This is a genomic window from Propionibacterium sp., from assembly GCF_047719395.1.
Taxonomy (GTDB): Bacteria; Actinomycetota; Actinomycetes; order Propionibacteriales; family Propionibacteriaceae; genus Propionibacterium.
In genome coordinates this window covers 62,364-82,355 of the sequence record NZ_JBDNTB010000002.1, presented here as the reverse complement: position 1 = coordinate 82,355, position 19,992 = coordinate 62,364, and the positions used below count along the sequence as shown (strand labels likewise).

Below are 19,992 nucleotides of genomic sequence, written 5' to 3'. Positions count from 1 at the left end.
CGCTGTCCTGTGACACAACACCCGCGCCGGGGGGGGGGGTGTATGGGTTGGGATAAGGTGTGCTCGCCGGCCTTTCCCCCTCCCCCGGCGCGTGAAGCGTCCACGGCTGCGCGCAAGACGGCCATCACCTCGTGCCCCTCCACCCGAGGCAGTGTGTGCCTGCCCGACTCATCGGGGATCGAGCCGTTGAGCACCGCGGACAGGTAGGGTTCGTCGATCTGCACGGCAACCGGCCCGGAGGCGATGGCCTGCAGATGGGACGCATGCTCGGCAATCGCCGATGTCCAGGCCTGGGCGATGTCGCGGCGGGCACCCTCGTCGGCGATGCTGCGCCCTCCCCGGGGCAGATCGATGCACGCGCCCAGCGTCCAGGGACCCGCCACTGTCACCGTGAGCGTGCCCGTCCAGTTCGGCAGATTCTCCGCCAGGACATCGATGTCGTCGGCGAGCATGCGCCGGGCCCGGCGGGCCACCAACGAGGGGCCGAGGCAGAGCCGCCATCCGGACGGCTGCAGGTCGAAGGGCAGATCGTCCAGCAGGCACATGGTGCGCGGAATCATCTGGGCGTGCGGCCCTCGGTCGGGAAGCTCAGGCAGCGGCGCACGATCGGGCAGCAGGTCCAGCACTGTGCGGATCGTGGCGGCCATGTCGGTTCCGGAGAAGGAGCCGAGCGCGGTGGCGATCACTGCGGCACGGCCTGTATCGGGGGGAGCACGTCCTGTATCGGGGGGAGCACGTCCTGTTGTGTCAGGAGTACCCGCGGCAACGGGTCTTCTGGGCGCCGCTCTCTGCGGTGACTCGTGGACGAGCATCGCAGCGTTCTCACCATGACATCGACCTCCCCGCGGTGGCACCTGCATCCGCATTGTCTTCGACGATTCTTCACCATCCAAGCCCTCCGGCGAGCTCGTGATCGGTTCTCCCCCCTCATGAATGGGGCTCGCACAGTCAAGATAGTGCGCCACCCTGATGACTTGGTCATCCCGGTCGCCACTGAATCGTGCAGATAAGCTGACGCCCGACCGGAGTGAACCGCCCGGACGCCCAGATCTCCTTGTGAGCAGGCATCCGACTGTCGAGAAAGCATGATGCATGACTGAAATGACACGCACGCAGGTGTCCGGAGCACTCGGGGCTCGTCTGACGGACACCGGCTGCAGGTTCGGGTTGTGGGCCCCCCGGGCGGAAAGGGTCGAGCTTGAGTTGGTTGACACCAACGGCCAGGAACAGAGCACCATCGACATGACAGGAGACGGTGGTGTCTGGACCGCCGAGGTGTCCGGCGTGAAGGCCCAGCAGCGCTACGGTTTCCGTGTTCACGGTGAATGGGACCCCGACAAGGGTCTGCGCGCCAATCCAGCCAAATTGCTGGTGGATCCCTATGCCCGGGCCATCACTGCGGGGGTGGACTACAAGGGCCCAATCTTCGATCACGTATCCGGCGACTTCTACACCCGCGACACGCGCGATTCGGCGGCATCGGTGCCACTCTCGGTGGTGGTGGCTGATACTCCTGCTCCCGAAGCCATTGCGCAGCGGCGCCCCATGGAGGACTGCGTCATCTATGAGACGCATGTGAAGGGTCTCACCAGGCTTCACCCTGACGTGCCCGAGCACCTGCGCGGTCACTATGCAGGTATTGCATATCCGGCGGTCATCGAACATCTCAAGGAACTCGGCATCAACACCATCGAATTGCTGCCGGTGCACCACTTCGTCTCCGAGCCCTTCATCATCGGCCGTGGCCTGTCGAACTACTGGGGCTACAACACGCTGGGCTACTTCGCTCCGCACGCCGCCTATTGCTCGGTGGGTACCGAGGGGGACCAGGTCGTGGAATTCAAGTCGATGGTCACCGCCCTGCACAGGGCAGGCATCGAGGTCATCCTCGATGTGGTCTACAACCACACCTGCGAGGGCAACCACGAGGGACCAACCCTCAGCTTCCGTGGAATCGACCACCAGGGCTACTACCGACTCACCGATGACCTGCGCAATGACTACGACGTCACCGGGTGCGGAAATTCCGTGGACACCGCGCACGTCGATGTGCTGGCACTGGTGATGGACTCGCTGCGCTACTGGGTCACCGAGATGGGAGTGGACGGATTCCGATTCGATCTGGCAACCACCCTGGTGCGCGATGAGGACCACCAGGTGAATTTCGATCATGAGTTCCACCGTCAGGTCGAGACGGACCCGGTGCTCAAGAACATCAAGATGATCGCCGAGCCCTGGGACATGGGCCCCAATGGCTATCAGGTGGGGGCCTGGGGCCCCCGGTGGAGCGAGTGGAACGATCGCTATCGCGGATACATGCGTGACTACTGGCGCTCCATGGTGCACGGCGTCGACGAACTGGCCACACGTCTGTCAGGCTCGGCCGACACTTTCGACTACAACGGCAGGGCGCCGGCGAGCACGATCAATTTCATCGATGCCCACGACGGTTTCGCGCTTCGTGACCTCGTGAGCTACAACGGCAAGCACAACGAGGCGAATGGGGAGAGCAACCGGGACGGCTCCAACGACAATCGGTCCTGGAACTGCGGCGCGGAGGGCGAGACCGACGATCCTGCTGTCAATGCACTGCGTCACCGTCAGATACGGAATCTGTTCACCTCGTTGATCCTGTCCGATGGAGTACCCATGTTCTGCGCGGGCGACGAGATGGGGCGTACCCAGCATGGCAACAACAATGCCTACTGTCAGGACGGGCCCATCAACTGGCTCGACTGGGGACTTCTCGACCAGTGGCGAGATGTCTACGACCTCACCAAGGCCCTGCTTGAGCTGCGAAGGGAACATCCTCTGCTGCGCGCCACTGAATATCGGCACCGGCATGACATCGTGACGCCCGTTGGTCTGTCCCTGATGCGCCCCAACATCGGCTGGCTGAGCGGTTCGGGCGGCGAGATGGGTGACGGTGACTGGGGTGACGGTTCGCGCCGGCTGCTCGGGATGTACGTCTCCGACGAGTCCGACACGGCATTCCTCACCTGGTACTACTCCGGCGACCAGCCGACCCAGGTTGTGCTTCCTCCGCTTGCCTGGGGACAGCACTTCCAGGTGGTCGCCACGAGCGCGGTTGCAGGGGAGCTTCCCGCCACCGAATTCGAACCCGGGCAGAGCTTCACGATGCCCGGCCGCACTGTCGTCGTCATGAAGGTCACTGTCACCTCGGCCGAGCAGGCCGAGGCAGAGCTCGACGCCAAGGTGGAGGCATCGGCGAAGGCTGCCGACGATGCGAAGGCTGCAGCGGACGAGGCTGCTCGGACTGCCTCTGATGCGTTGGCCCAGGCGGATGCAACGAACGAAGTGGCCGAGCGCACCCGGGCAGAGGCAGACGAGCAGACGCGTCTGGCTGATGAGGCTCGGGCCAGAGCCGATGAGGCGGCCAGGCAGGCCGGCGAGGCGCAGGGGGTGGCAGACTCCGCAGCGCAGGCGGCGAACTCCGCGCAGGCCGATGCCGAGGCGAAGGCCAGGACGGCGGAGGAGTTGAAGGGAATGGCCGAGGCGAAGGCCGCGGCCGATGCGCAGGCTGTGGCGGATGCGCAGGCCGAGGCGGATGCGCAAGCTGCCGCTGATGCGCAGGCCGAGGCGGATGAGAAGGCCAAGGCTGCCGCTGATGCGCAGGCCGAGGCGGATGAGAAGGCCAAGGCTGCCGCGAAAACCGCGCAGCCCAGGTCTGCGCGGAAGACCCGGGGCGGGCGGTCTCATCCCAGGCAGTCGAAGAAGTCTGATCCGGACCAGGACTAGTCGTCATCTGGTCCCTGCCCGGTCGTGGCACGGGCCTGGGTGTGCGACACCCTCGCCGCCGGTGTGACGCCGAGACTGTGCGCCTCTCACGATGCCGTTGTCTGTGGCCTCATCGGGGGTCTCGCCGTGCTGCTTGCTGTCGTCATTCCTGAAGTACCCACGGTTCACGCGGTTCACGCTGTGACAACCGTTGTTCGCAGATTTGGCGGTGTTTCAGCCGGGGGAAACTGCTGTCCTCGGAGCCCGTGGAAGGTAGCGTGGTGTCGTGTCCAGCAGAAACAGGAAGCAGCGCCGCCCTGTCCCCCAGCCGATCCGTCCAGTGCGTGGATCATCGAAGGATCTTGAGCCTTCCTCGCACGATGACGAGACGGTGCCATCTGCGGAGGTTGGAGACCATGACGTCGTCGCACCCACCACGGTGATGGACGAGGCTGCGCGGACTCAGCGAACCCTCGCCGAGCGCGAAGATGCTGTTGCTGTTGAAACACCGATCGCCACCCCTGAGCCCCGGCACCCGGCATCCTGTCGACCCGCACCCGATGGCTTCGGGCGCATCCCGATCCACAATGTGTGGCCGGTCTTGGACGGCGGTGCTTATCCGGCGAAGGCCACCGAGGGCGAGACGGTCGATGTGGGCGCCAACATCTTCCGCGAAGGCCACGACCTGCTCGCCGCATCAGCGATCGTCACCGATCCGGACGGTGTCGAGCAACGCACTGAGATGTGGCAGGTCGAACCGATGGGTCTCGACATCTGGCGTGGCCAGATCACTGTGGGCGATCCCGGTGACTACACATTCCGCATCGAGGCCTATGACGACCGGTGGGGCACCTGGCGGCACAATGCCTCCATCAAACTGGGACTCGGCATCGACACGGCGCTGGTGTGCGCCCAGGGTGGCGTCCTTCTCGATGAAGCCACTCAGGCTGCCCACGACGCCCACGACGAGGTGGCCGAATGGGTGCTCGCAGAGGCGTCCTGGCAGCTCGACCAGAAGGCCTCCACCGAACAACTCGTCTCGGTTGCCACGCGTGAGGACCTGCACGCACTCATGGTGGACTGGTGCCCGCGCCACCTGCTCACCCCCACCCGGGACTTCCCCCTGGTCGTGCACAGGCGCCGCGCGCAATTCTCGGCGTGGTACGAGTTCTTCCCGCGTTCCATCGGGGCCGTGCAGCACGAGGACGGCTCCTGGACCTCGGGCACTCTGGCATCCAGCGAGGCGATGCTCGACCGGATCGCCGCGATGGGCTTCGATGTGGCGTACATCCCCCCGATCCACCCGATCGGGCACTCCTTCCGCAAGGGAGCGAACAACACCCTTGAGGTGGGCCCGAATGATCCTGGGTCGCCGTGGGCGATCGGATCAGCAGAGGGCGGTCACGACGCGGTGAACCCAGAGCTGGGCACCATGGATGATTTCGACCATTTTGTGGCCCACGCCCATGACCTCGGTCTCGAGGTGGCATTGGATTTTGCGCTTCAGGCCTCCCCCGACCATCCGTGGGTGCAATCCCATCCGGAATGGTTCACCACCAGGCCTGACGGCACGATCGCCTATGCGGAGAATCCGCCGAAGAAGTACCAAGACATCTACCCAATCAACTTCGACAACGATCCGGACGGCATCTATGCCGAAGTACTGCGCCTCATGGAATTTTGGATCGGTCATGGCGTGACCATATTTCGGGTGGACAATCCGCACACCAAGCCGATCAACTTCTGGGCCTGGATTTCTGAGAAACTGCATGAGCGCCACCCCGAGGTGCTGATGCAGGCGGAAGCCTTCACCAAGCCGGAGATGATGCACGCGCTGGCCGAGGTGGGCTTTCATCTGTCCTACACCTACTTCACCTGGCGAAACACCAAGCAGGAGCTCGGGGATTATCTGTGGGAGCTGAGTCACGACACGGTGGCCTATCTGCGTCCCAATTTCTTCACCAACACACCCGATATCAATCCGATATTCACCCAATCCGGAAATCCGGCTGCCTTTGCCATCAGGACCATCTTGGCGGCCACAATGTCCCCCGCATGGGGTGTTTATTCGGGTTTTGAATTGTTCGAGCATGCGCTGCTTCGTCCTGGTGGTGAGGAATACCTGGACTCCGAGAAGTATCAGTTCCGACCTCGTAATTTCGATTCCCAGCCCAATCTGAACTCACTGATGGGCAAGCTCAACGCGATCCGCAATGCGCATCCGGCTCTGCAGCAGTTGCGGCACACCCAGGTACTGGCCACCGACTCCGACCAGCTGTTCGCCTTCTCCAAGCGTGACGGCGAGGATCGCATCGTGGTGATCGTCTCCCTCAATCCCGACGAGACAGTTGACGGCACCGTGCATCTCGACATGGATGCCCTGGGACTCGGCTGGGACGGTGGGCTGATGGTGCACGATGAACTCACCGACGAAGAATTCGCGTGGGGCTCGCAGGCCTATGTACGGCTCTGGCCCGCCAAGCCCGCCCATGTGCTGACCATCCGTCCGCTCTGAATCACACCGGAAAGCACCTTGTCATCTCTGCATTCACCCTATGCAAGAAAGTACAGCCAATCGTGAGCAACGAACACGCCGCAGATCCAGGACTCGATGAGGAACTGGTAGGCGCCGAGGCCCAGGCCAGCGAGGACGAGCTTTCCCGTCTCGAAATGGCGCTCAGCCTTGTGCAGCCCGCTGGTGCCATCGACTACTCGCAGGACAAGGAATGGTTCCGTACCGCCGTCTTCTACGAGGTCATGGTCCGCTCGTTCGCCGATTCCGATGGCGATGGCATCGGCGACCTTGCAGGACTCACCGCCCGCCTGGACTATCTGCAGTGGCTCGGTGTCAACTGCCTGTGGCTGCCGCCCTTCTTCGATTCCCCGATGGCCGACGGCGGCTACGATGTGTCGAACTATCGGGCCATCCAACCCGACATCGGTACCTTGAGTGAATTCGGTGAATTCATCGACAAGGCGCACGATCGGGGCCTGCGCATCATCATCGATTTCGTCATGAATCACACCTCGGACCGCCACCCCTGGTTCAAGGCCTCCCGCGAGGATCCCACAGGACACTACGGTGACTTTTACGTGTGGCGTGACAAGCCGGATGACTATTCCGATGCCCGAATCATCTTCCTCGACACCGAAACCTCGAACTGGACCTACGATCCGGTGCGCGGTCAGTACTTCTGGCATCGTTTCTACTCACACCAGCCAGATCTCAATTACGAGAATCCCAATGTGCTCAATGAAATGCTGGATGCACTGCGTTTCTGGCTCGGTTTCGGGGTGGATGGTTTTCGACTGGATGCGGTGCCCTACCTCGTGGAGCAGGAGGGCACGAATTGTGAGAACCTGCCCGGCACCCATGACATCCTCAAGAAGGTGCGCAAGATGGTCGAGGAAGAATTCCCCGGCCGGATTCTGCTGTGCGAGGCCAACCAATGGCCGCAGGACATCGTGCACTATTTCGGTGACGGCGACGAATGCCAGATGGCCTTCCAGTTCCCAGTCATGCCCCGTCTTTACATGAGCCTGAAGCGCCATACCCGGGAAGCCATCACCACTCTGCTTGCCTCCACCCCGTCCATCCCGGACGGCTGCCAATGGGGCACCTTCCTGCGCAATCACGACGAGCTCACTCTCGAGATGGTCACCGAGGACGACCGTCAGTACATGTGGCGCTCCTACGCACCTGAACCCAGGATGAGGCTCAACCTCGGTATCCGGCGCAGGCTCGCGCCGCTGATGGACAACGACCCCGCAAAGATCCGGCTCATGCACGCCATGGTGCTGTCCCTGCCAGGTTCGCCCGTGCTCTACTACGGCGACGAGATCGGCATGGGGGACAACATCTGGTTGCACGACCGCGATGGTGTGCGCACCCCGATGCAGTGGACGTCGGCACCCTCGGCCGGTTTCTCCAGCCAGGACCCGGACAAGTTCTTCCTGCCCCTGCTCTCCGATCCCCCCTACACGCCCGCCGATGTCAATGTCGCCGACCAGATCGACGATCCGTCCTCGCTGTTGTTCTGGTTGCGCTCCATGCTGAGCACGCGCAAGGCCTATCCGGTCTTCGGGCTGGGCGATTTCACTGACATGGGCGGCGAGAATGATGCCGTCCTGGGCTTCTTGCGCTCCTGGAAACGGCCTGATGACAAGGGATATCAGCGAATCCTTTGCCTGAACAATCTGTCCGGGAAGGATCAGGAGGTGCTGCTGTACCTCTCTCGTCTGGTGGGCAGGGTGCCGAACTCGCTGCTGCGCTCGGAGGAGCTGGAGCCGATCGCTGCGGACGGTGAATTCCACTACAGACTTCCCGCCTGGGGCTTCGCCTGGCTGGATGTCAGCGATCCGGTGGAGCAGGAGGAGGCCAGATGAACGCCGCCACGCCGATGGCAGAGATGACCGAGGACCCTCGCTGGCTGCACGCATCCACGGCTCGATGGTTCGCCGGCAAGGGACGCCGAGGCATACCGGCGTCCATCACGTCTCTCGACTGGTTCGGCTCCCCCGCAGAGGGCGAGCCGGCGGTGCGCAGCGAGATCCTCACCGTCGACTACCCGGATGGCACCCAGGAGTACTACCAGTTGCTGCTCAGCTACCGAACCGAGCCCTACCAGCCGGCTGTGCTGGGGCGCGCAGCCGAGCCTCGGCTGGGTTGGGTGCATGATGCCACGCACGATCCGGAAGCCCTTGAGGTGGTGCTGGACGCGCTGCGGGCTGACGGTCGGCAAGGTGATCCAGGCGCCGCTGACAAGAACTGGTCGGCACACCTGGTTCGATCGGACATGCTGGCCGGGTCACTTCCTGCGCGTCCGTTCAGTGGCGAGCAGTCCAACAGCTCATGCTTCCTCGGTCACACGGCGCTGGTGAAATTCTTCCGACGCCTGGAGCCGGGCCGCAATATCGACATCGAAATGCACGAGGCCTTGGGCCGGCTCGGGGTGAGCGATGTCGATGAGTTGTACGGCTGGGCCGATGCGGCACTGCCCATTCCAGCGGAATCCCCCGGCACGTCCCGCCGTGCCGATCTGCTCATGCTGAGCGAGCAATTACACGTTCAGGATGAGGGCTGGCCGTTGGCCATCGCGGCAGCGGAAAAGGGTGAGGACTTCACCGCGCAGGCCAGTGCCCTGGGGGAAGCTCTCGCCCGGGTGCACACCGCGCTCGCGCAGACCCTGCCCACCGGTGAACTCGACTGTGATGCCGTGGCCGTCACGATGACCGCGCGTCTCGACCAGGCCATCGTGCAGGTCCCGGCTCTTGGGCCATGTCGGGAGCAGATCGCCGAACTCTTCAATGCCCTGCGCGGGCGCCGTTTGCCCGCCCAGCGCGTGCACGGCGATTTTCATCTGGGACAGACATTGTTCACCACGAGCGGGTGGAAGATCATCGATCTGGAGGGGGAGCCGATGAAGTCCTTCGCCGAACGTGCGACGCTGGATTCAGTGTGGCGCGATGTCGCCGGGATGGTGCGCTCCTTCGGCTACGTGGCCGCCACCGGCAACGCTGGGAGCGCCTGGGCGCACGATTGCATCCAGGCTTTTGAATCCGGGTACTGCGGGATTGCCATGACGACGCCCGACACCGATACGCTCACTGCATATGTGGTGGACAAGGCCGTCTACGAGGTGGTCTACGAGACCAGCAACAGACCCGACTGGGTTCACATACCGATGGATGCCCTCATGGAGATCATCGGTTCGGGTATCAGCGCACGAACAGGAAGGCCAGACAATGGCGCATGACAAGTTCGGGAATCTGACGGGTTGGGATCTGGAGGGTTTCCACAGCGGCGGCGACACAGAGGCGTGGCGCCGGCTCGGAGCTCATACGGTCACCGTGCACGATGATGAACGCGGTGATCTGGAAGGCACTCGATTCGCGGTCTGGGCACCCAATGCGCAACGAGTGCAGCTCATCGGCGACTTCAACTGGTGGCAGGGCGATGACATGGAGCTCATCCCCGGCAGCGGAGTCTGGGGTCTGTGGAAGGAGGGCATCGGGCCGGGCACGAAGTACAAGTTCAAGATCCAGGACCGCGAGGGTTACTGGCACGAGAAGTTCGATCCCTATGCCTTCCGTGGTGAACTGCCGCCCTACAACGCCTCGATCGTCTACGAGTCCGAGCACGAGTGGGCGCCCTCCGAGGATGAATGGCTGAAGCGACGCGCCGAGGTGGATTCCTATCACTCCCAGATGAGCATTTACGAGCTGCACCTGGGCTCCTGGCGCAAGACACTGGACTACCGCCAGCTTGCCGAGGAATTGCCCGAGTACGTGAAGTGGATGGGATACACCCATGTCGAGTTGATGCCCGTCATGTCCCACCCGCTCATCGAATCATGGGGTTACCAGGTCACCGGTTACTACGCTCCAGATGGCCGGCTCGGTTCGCCGGACGATCTGAGGGTGCTCATCGAAGCACTGCATGCCGCAGGCATCGGCGTCATCCTCGACTGGGTTCCGGGACACTTCCCCAAGGACGAATGGGCACTCGGCCGCTTCGACGGCACCGCGCTGTACGAGCACGCCGATCCACGCCAGGGCGAGCAGCCCGACTGGGGAACCTATGTCTTCAACTACGGCCGCAACGAGGTGAAGTCCTTCCTCATCTCCAATGCGCTGTACTGGATCTCCGAATTCCACATCGACGCGCTGCGCGTCGACGCCGTGGCTTCGATGCTCTACCTCGACTACTCCCGCAAGGAGGGCGAGTGGGTGCCGAACATCTACGGCGGCCGGGAGAACCTGGAGGCCATCGACTTCCTGCGTTATGTGAACAAGCATCTCTACGAGCGTGAGCCCGGCGTCATGATGATCGCCGAGGAGTCCACCAGCTTCTCAGGTGTCACCAAGCCGGTGCACGAGGGCGGCCTGGGCTTCGGCTACAAGTGGAACATGGGCTGGATGAACGACTGCCTGGAGTACCTGAAGCTCGACCCGATCTATCGGCAGTACCACCACAATGACCTGACCTTCGCGATGGTGTATGCCTACTCGGAGAACTTCATCCTGCCCATCAGCCACGACGAGGTGGTGCACGGCAAGGGATCGATGATCAACAAGATTCCTCAGGACGATTGGCGCAAGTTCGCCACCCTGCGTGCCTTCTACTCCTTCATGTGGGCTTTCCCGGGCAAGCAGCTGCTGTTCATGGGCCAGGAGTTCGGTCAGCGTTCCGAGTGGAACGAGTCGGACGGCCTGGAGTGGTGGGTCGACGGGCTGCACTGGCACAAGGGTCTGCGCGACATGATGCGCGAGCTGAATCTGGTGCAGGCGCAGGTGCCGCCGTTGTACGAGCACGATCATGAGCCGGTGGGCTTCGCCTGGATCAATGCCGACGACTGGATGGCGAACACCTACTCCTGGATGCGCTTCGGCGACGACGGGGACATGGTGGCCTGCGTGGTCAACTTCTCCCCCGAGCCCTATGTCGACTACGGGCTGACGGTGCCCCGGGCGGGTGTGTGGCACGAGATCCTCAACACCAACGACGAGCGCTGGGACGGCGAAGGCACCTATCTCAACGGCGATCGCCTCACCCATGAGCTCTCTGAGGAGGACGGTGGGGGTCACCAGCTGATGATCACCATTCCGCCGATGTCAGGCGTGTGGCTGCGCTACGATCCCCACGCAGACGCGGAGGCTTTGCCACAGGGGTGAATCCCATGGCGTCTTGGGGGCACTGGTGGCTGACTTCCGGGTTGTTGTCAATGCGACCGACGACATCGGGACGCTCGAATGGAAGGGCGTGGTCGACCAGGAACGGCTCGACCGCGCCGTCAGCCTGGCCGCCGACGATGCGCTCATCGGCCAGGGATTGCGCCGCGTCGAGGCGTCCGTGCCGGCCAGCGACCGGATGGCTCGCTGGGCCCTGCAGCGGGCCGGTTTCCGCTGTGAGGGCAGGCGCCGCCAAGTCGTCCCCGACGGCAACGGTGGCTTCCACGACGCGGTGCTGTATGCCCGGTTGATCAGCGACCAGGTGTACGGACCGGTCGGATTCACCGCTGTGATGGACACCGTCATGGCCACCCACCGGATCATCGGCCACGTCTTCATCCGTGACGAGCAGGGCCGCGTGCTGCTGGTGCAGACCACCTACAAGAAGGACTGGGAGCTGCCCGGCGGAATCGTCGAGGCGGGAGAGACGCCACGCCGCGGTGCCGAACGCGAACTGCTGGAAGAACTGGGCCTGACGATCCCCCTCGACCAGCCGCTCGTGGTGGACTGGATGCCGCCCTATCTGGGCTGGGGTGATGCGGTGGAATTCATCTTCGACGGTGGCCGGCTCGACTCCTCGATCACCTCGGCCTTCACCCGCCCAGCGACGGAGATCGCGGGCTACCACTGGGTGGCGCCCGAAGAGATCCCAGGACATGTGACGGCGCTGTCGGCCAGGCGTCTCGAAGCGCTGGTGGCGGGGATTCCTCGCCGCTACACCGAGAACGGCTCTCCCATCGAGCATCACTGAGGCGCCCGGCTGCGCTAGCCTGCCGAGAATGACGACGCGACAGACCGCATCTGGAATTTCCCCGGAGCATCCCCACACCGAGGCCGACAGGCTCGCCGACGAGCATTTCGCCCAGGAGCTCGCCATGAGCCCACTCACCATGACCGCCCTGGGCATTGACGATCGCCAGGATGAACTCGACGACTTCTCCCCCGCCGGGCTGGACGCACACGACGCGCTGGTGCGTCGCACCCTGGAAGCCCTGGAAGCCACAACGGCGGTCGACGAGGTGGACCGTGTCACACTCGCCGCGCTGCGCGAGCGGTTGAGCCTGCAATTGGAGCAGCACGCCGCCGGCGAGGACAAGGCCAATATCAACAACATCGCCTCGGGCCTGCATGCAGTGCGCGAAGGATTCGACTCGATGCCCACCGGCACCGCCGCCCAGTGGAGGACCATCGCCCTCCGGCTGGGTGCGGTACCGCAGGCTCTCGACGGCTGGCTGGCGTCACAGTATGCAGGTGTGGACCAGGGCCTGAAGCCGGCCGGCCGTCAGGTGGCAGAGCTTGCATCCCAGGTGGAGCGCTGGATCGCTCCCGGTGGCTATTTCGACGGTCTGCTGGCCGGTGCCCGGCTTGCCGACGGCACGACGTTGCCACGCGATGCCGCCGAACAGCTGGAGACCGGCGTGGCCACTGCACGGGATGCCTACGCCACCATCGCCGCCGCACTGCGCGGAGAGCTGACAAGACTGTCCACCGCCCAGGATGGCGTCGGCACGGAACGCTATCGACTCGCTTCGCGGGAATTCCTCGGCTCATCGATCGACCTGGAGGCCACCTACCGGTGGGGTCTCGAGCAGGTTGCCGAGATCACCGCGAGGGAACAGCGGATTGCGCAGAGAATTGTGCCCGGGGCCGGCATCTTCGACGCGCTGGCAGCCCTGGATGCCGACGAGCGCTACCGACTGCACGGCGTCGACGCATTCCAGCAATGGATGCAGCACACGGCCGATGGTGCCATCGCCGCGCTCGACCAGGTGCACTTCGACATCGCCGAGCCGATTCGTACCATCGGATGCTGCATCGCACCCACCAGCGACGGCGGGATCTACTACACCCCGCCAAGCGACGACTTCGCCCGGCCAGGACGGATGTTCTGGTCGGTTCCGGCAGGCACCGAGGACTTCTCCACCTGGCGCGAGCTGACCACCGTGCACCATGAGGGCGTACCAGGCCATCACCTGCAGTGCTCGCAGGCGATCTACCGCAAGGATCTGCTCAACAACTGGCGGCGCAACGGCTGCTGGGTGTCCGGACACGGCGAGGGCTGGGCGCTGTACGCCGAGCAGCTGATGGCTGAACTCGGCTACCTCGACGATCCGGGCGACATGCTCGGCATGCTCGACTCCCAGGCACTGAGGTCGGTGCGCGTCGTGCTGGACATCGGCCTGCATTGCGGCATGGCTGCACCTCAGGATGCCGGCGGCGGCGAGTGGACCTTCGAGAAGGCCTGGCGCTATTTCAATGCCCACGTGTCGATGGACGAGGGCTTCGCGCGCTTCGAGGTCAATCGCTATTTCGGCTGGCCGGGTCAGGCGCCCTCCTACAAGCTCGGACAGAAAGCCTGGCTCGAGTTGCGTGAGCAGGCCCGTCAGCAGGCCGGCGATGACTTCGATCTGAAGGCCTTCCACAGCCGCGTACTCGACCTGGGCAGCCTGCCGTTGGACGTGCTGAAACAGGCGGTCCTGGCCTGAGGACTGACCAGGCACTTGGATCACCTGGCCCGTGCTCACCAGGCCTGTGCCCACCAGGAGGGCGCCGAGCTGGCAGGCATCGGTGAAGGTCATCTGTCAGACTGCCGGCCTCTGACAGGCTGACGACCCGGAACCCGGTGCGCACACCAGGCCCGGGCCGTCAATCGATCGTTGAATCGCCCCCTCGGTTCAGTCGCCCAGCGCGGCCGTGACGACCTCCCGGGCCCCGCTCTGCAGCTTGGCCAGGTGCTCGGCGCTGCGGTAGCTCTCGGCATAGATCTTGTACTTGTCCTCGGTACCCGAGGGACGCGCCGCGAACCAGCCATTGTCGGTGGTCACCTTCACTCCGCCGATCGGTGCATTGTTGCCCGGTGCCTCGGTGTAGATGTGCGTGATGGGATCACCGGCCAGTTCGGTCGCCGTGACGTCCTGCGGCGAGAGCGCCTTGAGGCGAGCCTTCTGCTCGCGGTTCGCCTCGGAGTCGACCCGCGCGTAGTAGTAGGTGCCGAACTCGGCTTCCAGCTCCGCGTAGTGCTGGGAGGGGGTGTGCCCGGTCTTCGCGGTGATCTCGCTGGCCAGCAGGTCGAGGATCAGGCCGTCCTTGTCGGTGGTCCAGGTGTTCCCGTCCAGTTCCAGGAAGGACGCCCCGGCCGACTCCTCGCCGCCGAAGCCCAACTCGCCGGAAATCAGGCCAGGCACGAACCACTTGAAGCCCACCGGGGTCTCGATGAGCTTGCGGCCGAGCTTGCCCGCCACATTGTCGATCATCGAGGACGACACCAGGGTCTTGCCGATGGCGGTGGTGGGTGCCCAGCCAGGCCGGTTGCCGAACAGGTAGCCGATGGCGACGGAGAGGTAGTGATTCGGATTCATCAACCCGGCATCGGGTGTGACGATGCCGTGCCGATCCGAATCCGCGTCGTTCCCGGTCGCGATGTCGTACTTGTCCTTGTTGGCCACCAGGGACGCCATCGCATTCGGCGAGGAGCAGTCCATCCGGATCTTGCCGTCGGTGTCCAGGGTCATGAAGTACCAGGTCGGGTCGATGACGGTGTTGACCACCGTGAGGTTCGGCAGCATGTGCTCGGAGATGTACTCCCAGTACTGCTCCGAAGCGCCGCCCAGCGGATCCGCCCCGATCCTGAGGCCAGAGTTCTTGATGGCCTCGATGTCCACCACCGAGCGCAGGTCTTCGCAGTAGGCCGTGCGGTAGTCGGTGTGCTCGACCTTCTGCCTGGCCTTCTCATAGGGCACCCGGGAGATGGCGTCGAGATTCCCGAGCAGCTCGTTGGCCCGCGCAGCGATCCATCCGGTGGCATCGGTGTCGGCTGGGCCGCCGTTCGGCGGGTTGTACTTGAATCCGCCGTCGCGTGGCGGATTGTGCGAAGGAGTCACGACGATGCCATCGGCCAACTCGGCCTTCCGCCCGCGGTTGTACACGATGACGGCACGCGAGAGGGCAGGTGTGGGGGTGTACTCGTCCTCGGCCTCGGCGAACACCTGCACACCGGCCGCGACGAGCACCTCGATGGCGGTCTTCCAGGCCGGCAGGGACAGGCCGTGGGTGTCCTTGGCGAGGAACAGCGGCCCGGTGGTGCCCTGCGCCGCGCGGTATTCCACGATCGCTGCGGTGATGGCGGCGATGTGCGCCTCATTGAAGGCGGTGTCCAGACTTGAACCGCGATGTCCGGAGGTGCCGAAGGCGACCTGCTGGTCTGGGTCGGAAGGATCAGGGCGCTTGTCGTAATAGGCACCGACAACAGCGTCGATATCGATGAGATCTGTGGAAAGGGCCGGTTGCCCGGCACGAGGATCAGCCATGCCCCCATCTTCGCGCACCTGCCACGCATTGTCTCCGAGAACCCCAAGCTTGCCCCATCGAAGAAAGCCCCGCACCACGTGGAGCTCCCGCGCGGCGGTGACAGAATGACGCCATGAGTCAACCGCAGAATCCTCATCCCACCCAGGGCCGACGCCCCGCTGCCCAGGCCTCCAGGGCAGCTGCCGGGCATGCCGACTTCAGTCGTCCCGGGGCCATCGATCTCTCTCAGATCGCTGCGCAGAGTCCAGCGCCCAGCAGCGGACCGACCTCGGCCGGCGACTACACCCTCGAGGTGACCGAGAAGGAGCTCAACGAGGTCATCCAGCAGTCGATGAATTATCCCGTCGTGCTGGCTCTGCTCTCGGCTTCCGATCCCGGATGTGCGACGCTCAAGACCACCCTCAGCACACTCGCCGACCAGGGCAGCGGTCGTTGGCTGCTGGCCACCGTCGACGTGGACGCCCAGCCGCAGATCGCCCAGGCGCTGCACGTCAGCGCGGTTCCCACCGTGATCGCCCTCATCGGAGGCCAGGCGCTGCCGCTGTTCCAGGGCACTGCCGACCAGGCCCAGGTGAAGGGTGTCATCGACCAGGTGCTCGCCTCCGCGGTGGCCAATGGCATCGCCGGGCACGTCACCCCCAAGGCGCATCCCGAGTCCGGGCCCGACCCGCGGTTCGCCGCGGCGGATGCCGCCATGGAGAAGGGTGACTTCGAGCTGGCCCGTGATGAGTTCGACAAGCTGCTCACGGCCAATCCTCGCGACACCGAGGCGGCCGCCGGACGTGCCACCGCCGCACTGCTGGCCCGTTCTGCCGGTTCGGATCTTGACGCTGCAGTGGCTGCCGCGGACGCCGCACCCGGCGATGTCAGCAAGGCGCTCACCGCCGCAGACGCACAGATGGTCGTCGGCCAGACCCAGGCTGCGCTCGACCGCCTCATCGCACTGATCCGCACCACCGCCGGCGATGACAGGGAGTTGCTCCGCCAGCGCGTGCTCGAACTGTTCACCACGATGGACCCCACAGATCCGGTGCTGCTCAGCGCCCGCCGATCACTGGGCGCGGCACTGTACTGAGCGGGTCAGGGCTGGGACTCGCCGGCTGTGCTGGGAGAGCGGCTGTGACTCCGGGGCAGCTCTCAGCCGTCAGACGGGGCTGTGGGAGGATGGCGGCATGGAAAACGAAGATCTGTTCGTATGTATTGATCATGTGGCCTACGCCTGCCCCGATGCCCATGCGGCCTCGAAGTACTACCAGGAGAACTTCGGCTGGCATGAACTTCACTGTGAGGAGAACCAGGAGCAGGGCGTCTGCGAGATCATGATGGCTCCGGCCGGGCAGCTGCGCCCTGACATGACCCAGATCCAGGTCATGTCCCCCCTCAATGACCAGGCCACCGTCGCCAAGTGGCTCGCGAAGAACAACGGTCGCGCCGGGCTGCATCACATGGCCTGGAAGGTGAACGACATCGACAAGGTGAGCGCCACGCTGCGTGAGCGCGGCATGCGTCTGCTCTACGACGAGCCGAAGCAGGGTACCGGCGGCAACCGCATCAACTTCATCCACCCGAAGTCGGGCCAGGGTGTCCTCATCGAGATCACCGAGTACCCCAGCAAGTGATTCCAGCCGGTTCCACACGGCGGGCCGGCCGCTGCATTCCTCTGGGATGCGGAGCCCAGCCCGCCGCGCTGGCCTCTTCCTTGTCGAATTGAGCAGTACCGCCCTCCGGGCGGGTCCGATGCAGTGTCAAGGCCCGGCTTGGTAGCCTCGACTGTGATCTGTTCGAGGAGCCATCAATGAGCGATTTCAACGGCAATCCCACCGATGCTGATCTCGGTGAGGAGACCGGGCTCAACCTGTTTGACGACCGTGCCAGCGCGGCGGGTAGCTTCCCGCATTCGATGATGGGCTACGACCGTTCCACGGTTGACAATTACGTACGGGATCTCGAGCAGCAGCTCTCGGCGGCACGTCAGCTCAACCGCGACCGGTTGCGCGATCTGGAATCTCTGCGCAACGAGCGCGGAACCACAGACTTCACACGACTGGGCGCACACGCGACCGGCCTGCTCCGCGCGGCCGAAGCCCAGGCCGACGAACTGGTCACCAAAGCCGGCGTCGAGTCTGAGCGCATCAAGGAGGAGGCTCGCCGAGCGGCGGCTGACCTGCGGGCCAATGCGCAGACCGAGGCCGACGACATCCGGATCTCGGGCCTCACGAATCTCCGGGCCGCGCGAGAAGAGCTGCAGCGAGAAAGTTCAGCGCTGATCGACGCTGCCAAGGCTCAGGCCGCATCAGTCATCGAGAGCGCCCAGCGGCACGCCCAATCCGTGCTCAACGAGGCCCAGCACAATGCGGACCTGACAGCCCGCAGGGCAGCCAGCGATGCCGAAACCGTGGCCCAGCAGGCTGGCCAGCAGGCGGCAGACACCGCCCTTGCGGCTCGCAATGATGCCTCGTCGGTCCTGGCGAAGGCTCACACCGATGCCGACAAGCTGGTGGCCGATGCCCGCTCAGAGGGTGAGCGGGTCACCACGCAGGCGCACAACGATGCGCAAGACACCCTGGCGGCAGCCCATCAGCAGGCGGTTGAGCTGGTCGCCGAGGCGAAGTCCAACGCGGCCCAGCTCACCGAGAACAATCGCAACGAGGCCGCCGCTGCGCTGGCGGCCGCCAAGCAGCAGGCGCACGACCTCACGACCGGAGCCGAGACGCAGGCTGCGGACATCGTCTCGGGTGCACGGTCCCAGGCCGACACCATCTCCAAGCAGGCGCACGAGCAGGCGGAGAAGACGATCGCCGAGGCGAGCGCCCAGGCTGAGAAGATGCGTTCGGAAATGGCAGCCCTCTATGCGGCCGCAACCCAGGCCAGCGAGCAGTCCACCCAGGAGGTCGCCGACCACGCTGACGAGGTGAGCAAGGTCACCTCGGAGTCCTTGCAGGCAGCCGAGAAGGTGAAGGCGGTTGCCGCTCATGAGGCTGAGGCGCAGCTTGCCGCCGCGCACCGCCAGACCGCGATGATGAAGGATCGCCTCGAGGAGCAGTACGCCTGGCGCAAGGAACAGCTCACCCGCGAGACAAATGCGCTGTTGCAGCGCAAGGACGCAGTGCTTGCTCAGCTGGCCAACATCAGGGGGCTGGCTCAGCAGTCCGTCGAGGACTATCCCAATACCGGCAACATGGATCCGGCTGCTCCGGTGGCCTCCCCCATCGGCTCAGCCGATGGCAGTCTGAGCGCTCGGTCCTCAGATGGCGAGTCGAGCGAACAGACACACCAGATCCCCGCTGTCCACGACGACAACCAGCAGTGGCTCTCGTCGACCGCCGGATCGGCAGCGGCGGGTGATGTCTCTCCTGACGAGGAGACCACGCTGCTCGCGACCGGTGAAGCCAAGCCCGGATCAGACGATCAGGCCGACGGCAGGAACTGAGCCGCAACCACCGCTGCGTGCGCCGATCAGAACAGTCGGTCCTCCGCGTGGTCCATGCCGCGCAGCGCGTCGTAGTCCACTGTCACGCAATCCAGCCCACGATCCTTGGCGAGCACCATGGCCTGGTGCTTGATCTGCTGGGCCGCGAAGACACCTGAGACCGGCGCCAGCAGAGGGTCGCGATTCATCAATTCGACATAGCGGGTGAGCTGCTCTACGCCGTCGATCTCGCCGCGGCGTTTCACCTCGACCGCTACATATCCTCCGTTGCCGGCGCGCAGCAGCAGGTCGACCGGCCCGATCGGGGTGGGGTACTCGCGTCGCACCAGACGGTAACCGTCGCCGAATACGCCGGGATTCTCCGCGAGAAGCGCCTGCAGGTGGGCTTCCACGCCATCTTTCTGCAGGCCGGGGTCAACACCCAGTTCGTACTCGTTGTCGGCCAGAATCTCGGTGATCGCAATCTGCAGCGTCTCGCCGCCACGGCTGGTGACCTGCCAGTTCTGCTCCACCGGCTCCGCACCGATGGCCTCGCCGTCGGGAAATTCGACGCGCAGCGTGCAGGGGGAACTCATCCAGTTCAAGGGCTTGTACGCGCGATCGTCGGCATGAACCGACACGGAGCCGTCCTGTTTCACCAGAATCAGCCTGGGAGCCAGCGGCAGATGGGCAGTCAGTCTGCCCGCATAGTCGACCTCACACCGGGCAATCACGACGCGCACGCCGTCACGCTAGCAGCACATGCCCATCCCTGTTTTCTGCCAGCCCACGGGACTGCGCACACC

At 64.4% G+C, this 19,992-nt stretch carries 11 protein-coding genes and 2 pseudogenes; 10 read left to right on the top strand and 3 right to left on the bottom strand.

The annotated features are described in order from the left end of the window. Positions 1 to 686: pseudogene (locus ABF648_RS00805) on the bottom strand (hypothetical protein); the annotation flags it as partial. Between the two features lie 406 nt (positions 687 to 1,092). On the opposite strand from ABF648_RS00805, the pseudogene glgX reads away from it, so the two are divergent. The 7 genes and pseudogenes from glgX to ABF648_RS00770 form a co-directional block, all read left to right on the top strand. Further along, positions 1,093 to 3,174: pseudogene (glgX, locus tag ABF648_RS00800) on the top strand (glycogen debranching protein GlgX); the annotation flags it as partial. Between the two features lie 850 nt (positions 3,175 to 4,024). Further along, entirely contained in the window at positions 4,025 to 6,253 is a 2,229-nt protein-coding gene (locus ABF648_RS00795) for an alpha-1,4-glucan--maltose-1-phosphate maltosyltransferase (RefSeq protein WP_415630383.1), read from the top strand. A gap of 155 nt (positions 6,254 to 6,408) precedes the next feature. Continuing rightward, positions 6,409 to 8,124 (top strand): maltose alpha-D-glucosyltransferase, encoded by a 1,716-nt coding sequence (treS, locus tag ABF648_RS00790; RefSeq protein ID WP_415630387.1) that lies wholly within the window; start codon positions 6,409 to 6,411, stop codon positions 8,122 to 8,124. Further along, complete coding sequence (locus ABF648_RS00785; RefSeq protein ID WP_415630382.1) at positions 8,121 to 9,494, top strand: maltokinase N-terminal cap-like domain-containing protein; 1,374 nt, start codon at positions 8,121 to 8,123, stop codon at positions 9,492 to 9,494. The genes treS and ABF648_RS00785 overlap by 4 nt, the downstream gene beginning before the upstream one ends. Then, a complete protein-coding gene (gene glgB, locus ABF648_RS00780; RefSeq protein ID WP_415630381.1) occupies positions 9,484 to 11,412 on the top strand; it encodes a 1,4-alpha-glucan branching protein GlgB in 1,929 nt (642 codons plus the stop codon). Before ABF648_RS00785 ends, glgB begins: the two co-directional genes overlap by 11 nt. A 25-nt stretch (positions 11,413 to 11,437) precedes the next feature. Continuing rightward, a complete protein-coding gene (locus ABF648_RS00775; RefSeq protein WP_415630380.1) occupies positions 11,438 to 12,220 on the top strand; it encodes an NUDIX hydrolase in 783 nt (260 codons plus the stop codon). A gap of 28 nt (positions 12,221 to 12,248) precedes the next feature. Further along, entirely contained in the window at positions 12,249 to 13,955 is a 1,707-nt protein-coding gene (locus ABF648_RS00770) for a DUF885 domain-containing protein (protein ID WP_415630379.1), read from the top strand. A 189-nt stretch (positions 13,956 to 14,144) separates the two neighbouring features. Here ABF648_RS00770 and pgm read toward each other — a convergent pair whose 3' ends face one another. Beyond that, positions 14,145 to 15,776 (bottom strand): phosphoglucomutase (alpha-D-glucose-1,6-bisphosphate-dependent), encoded by a 1,632-nt coding sequence (pgm, locus tag ABF648_RS00765; protein ID WP_415630378.1) that lies wholly within the window; start codon positions 15,774 to 15,776, stop codon positions 14,145 to 14,147. 113 nt (positions 15,777 to 15,889) lie between these two features. Here pgm and ABF648_RS00760 point away from each other — a divergent pair, with 113 nt between their 5' ends. From ABF648_RS00760 to ABF648_RS00750, 3 genes are all read left to right on the top strand, one after another. After that, a complete protein-coding gene (locus ABF648_RS00760; protein WP_415630377.1) occupies positions 15,890 to 16,852 on the top strand; it encodes a co-chaperone YbbN in 963 nt (320 codons plus the stop codon). Positions 16,853 to 16,949: 97 nt separating this feature from the next. Next, positions 16,950 to 17,396 carry a methylmalonyl-CoA epimerase gene (gene mce / locus ABF648_RS00755; protein WP_415630376.1) on the top strand — a complete coding sequence of 149 codons (447 nt, stop codon included), beginning with the start codon at positions 16,950 to 16,952 and terminating at the stop codon, positions 17,394 to 17,396. A gap of 176 nt (positions 17,397 to 17,572) precedes the next feature. Further along, entirely contained in the window at positions 17,573 to 19,207 is a 1,635-nt protein-coding gene (locus ABF648_RS00750; RefSeq protein ID WP_415630375.1) for a DivIVA domain-containing protein, read from the top strand. 26 nt (positions 19,208 to 19,233) lie between these two features. On the opposite strand, the gene nucS is transcribed toward ABF648_RS00750, so the two are convergent. Further along, entirely contained in the window at positions 19,234 to 19,929 is a 696-nt protein-coding gene (gene nucS, locus ABF648_RS00745) for an endonuclease NucS (protein ID WP_415630374.1), read from the bottom strand. Positions 19,930 to 19,992 lie beyond the last annotated feature (63 nt).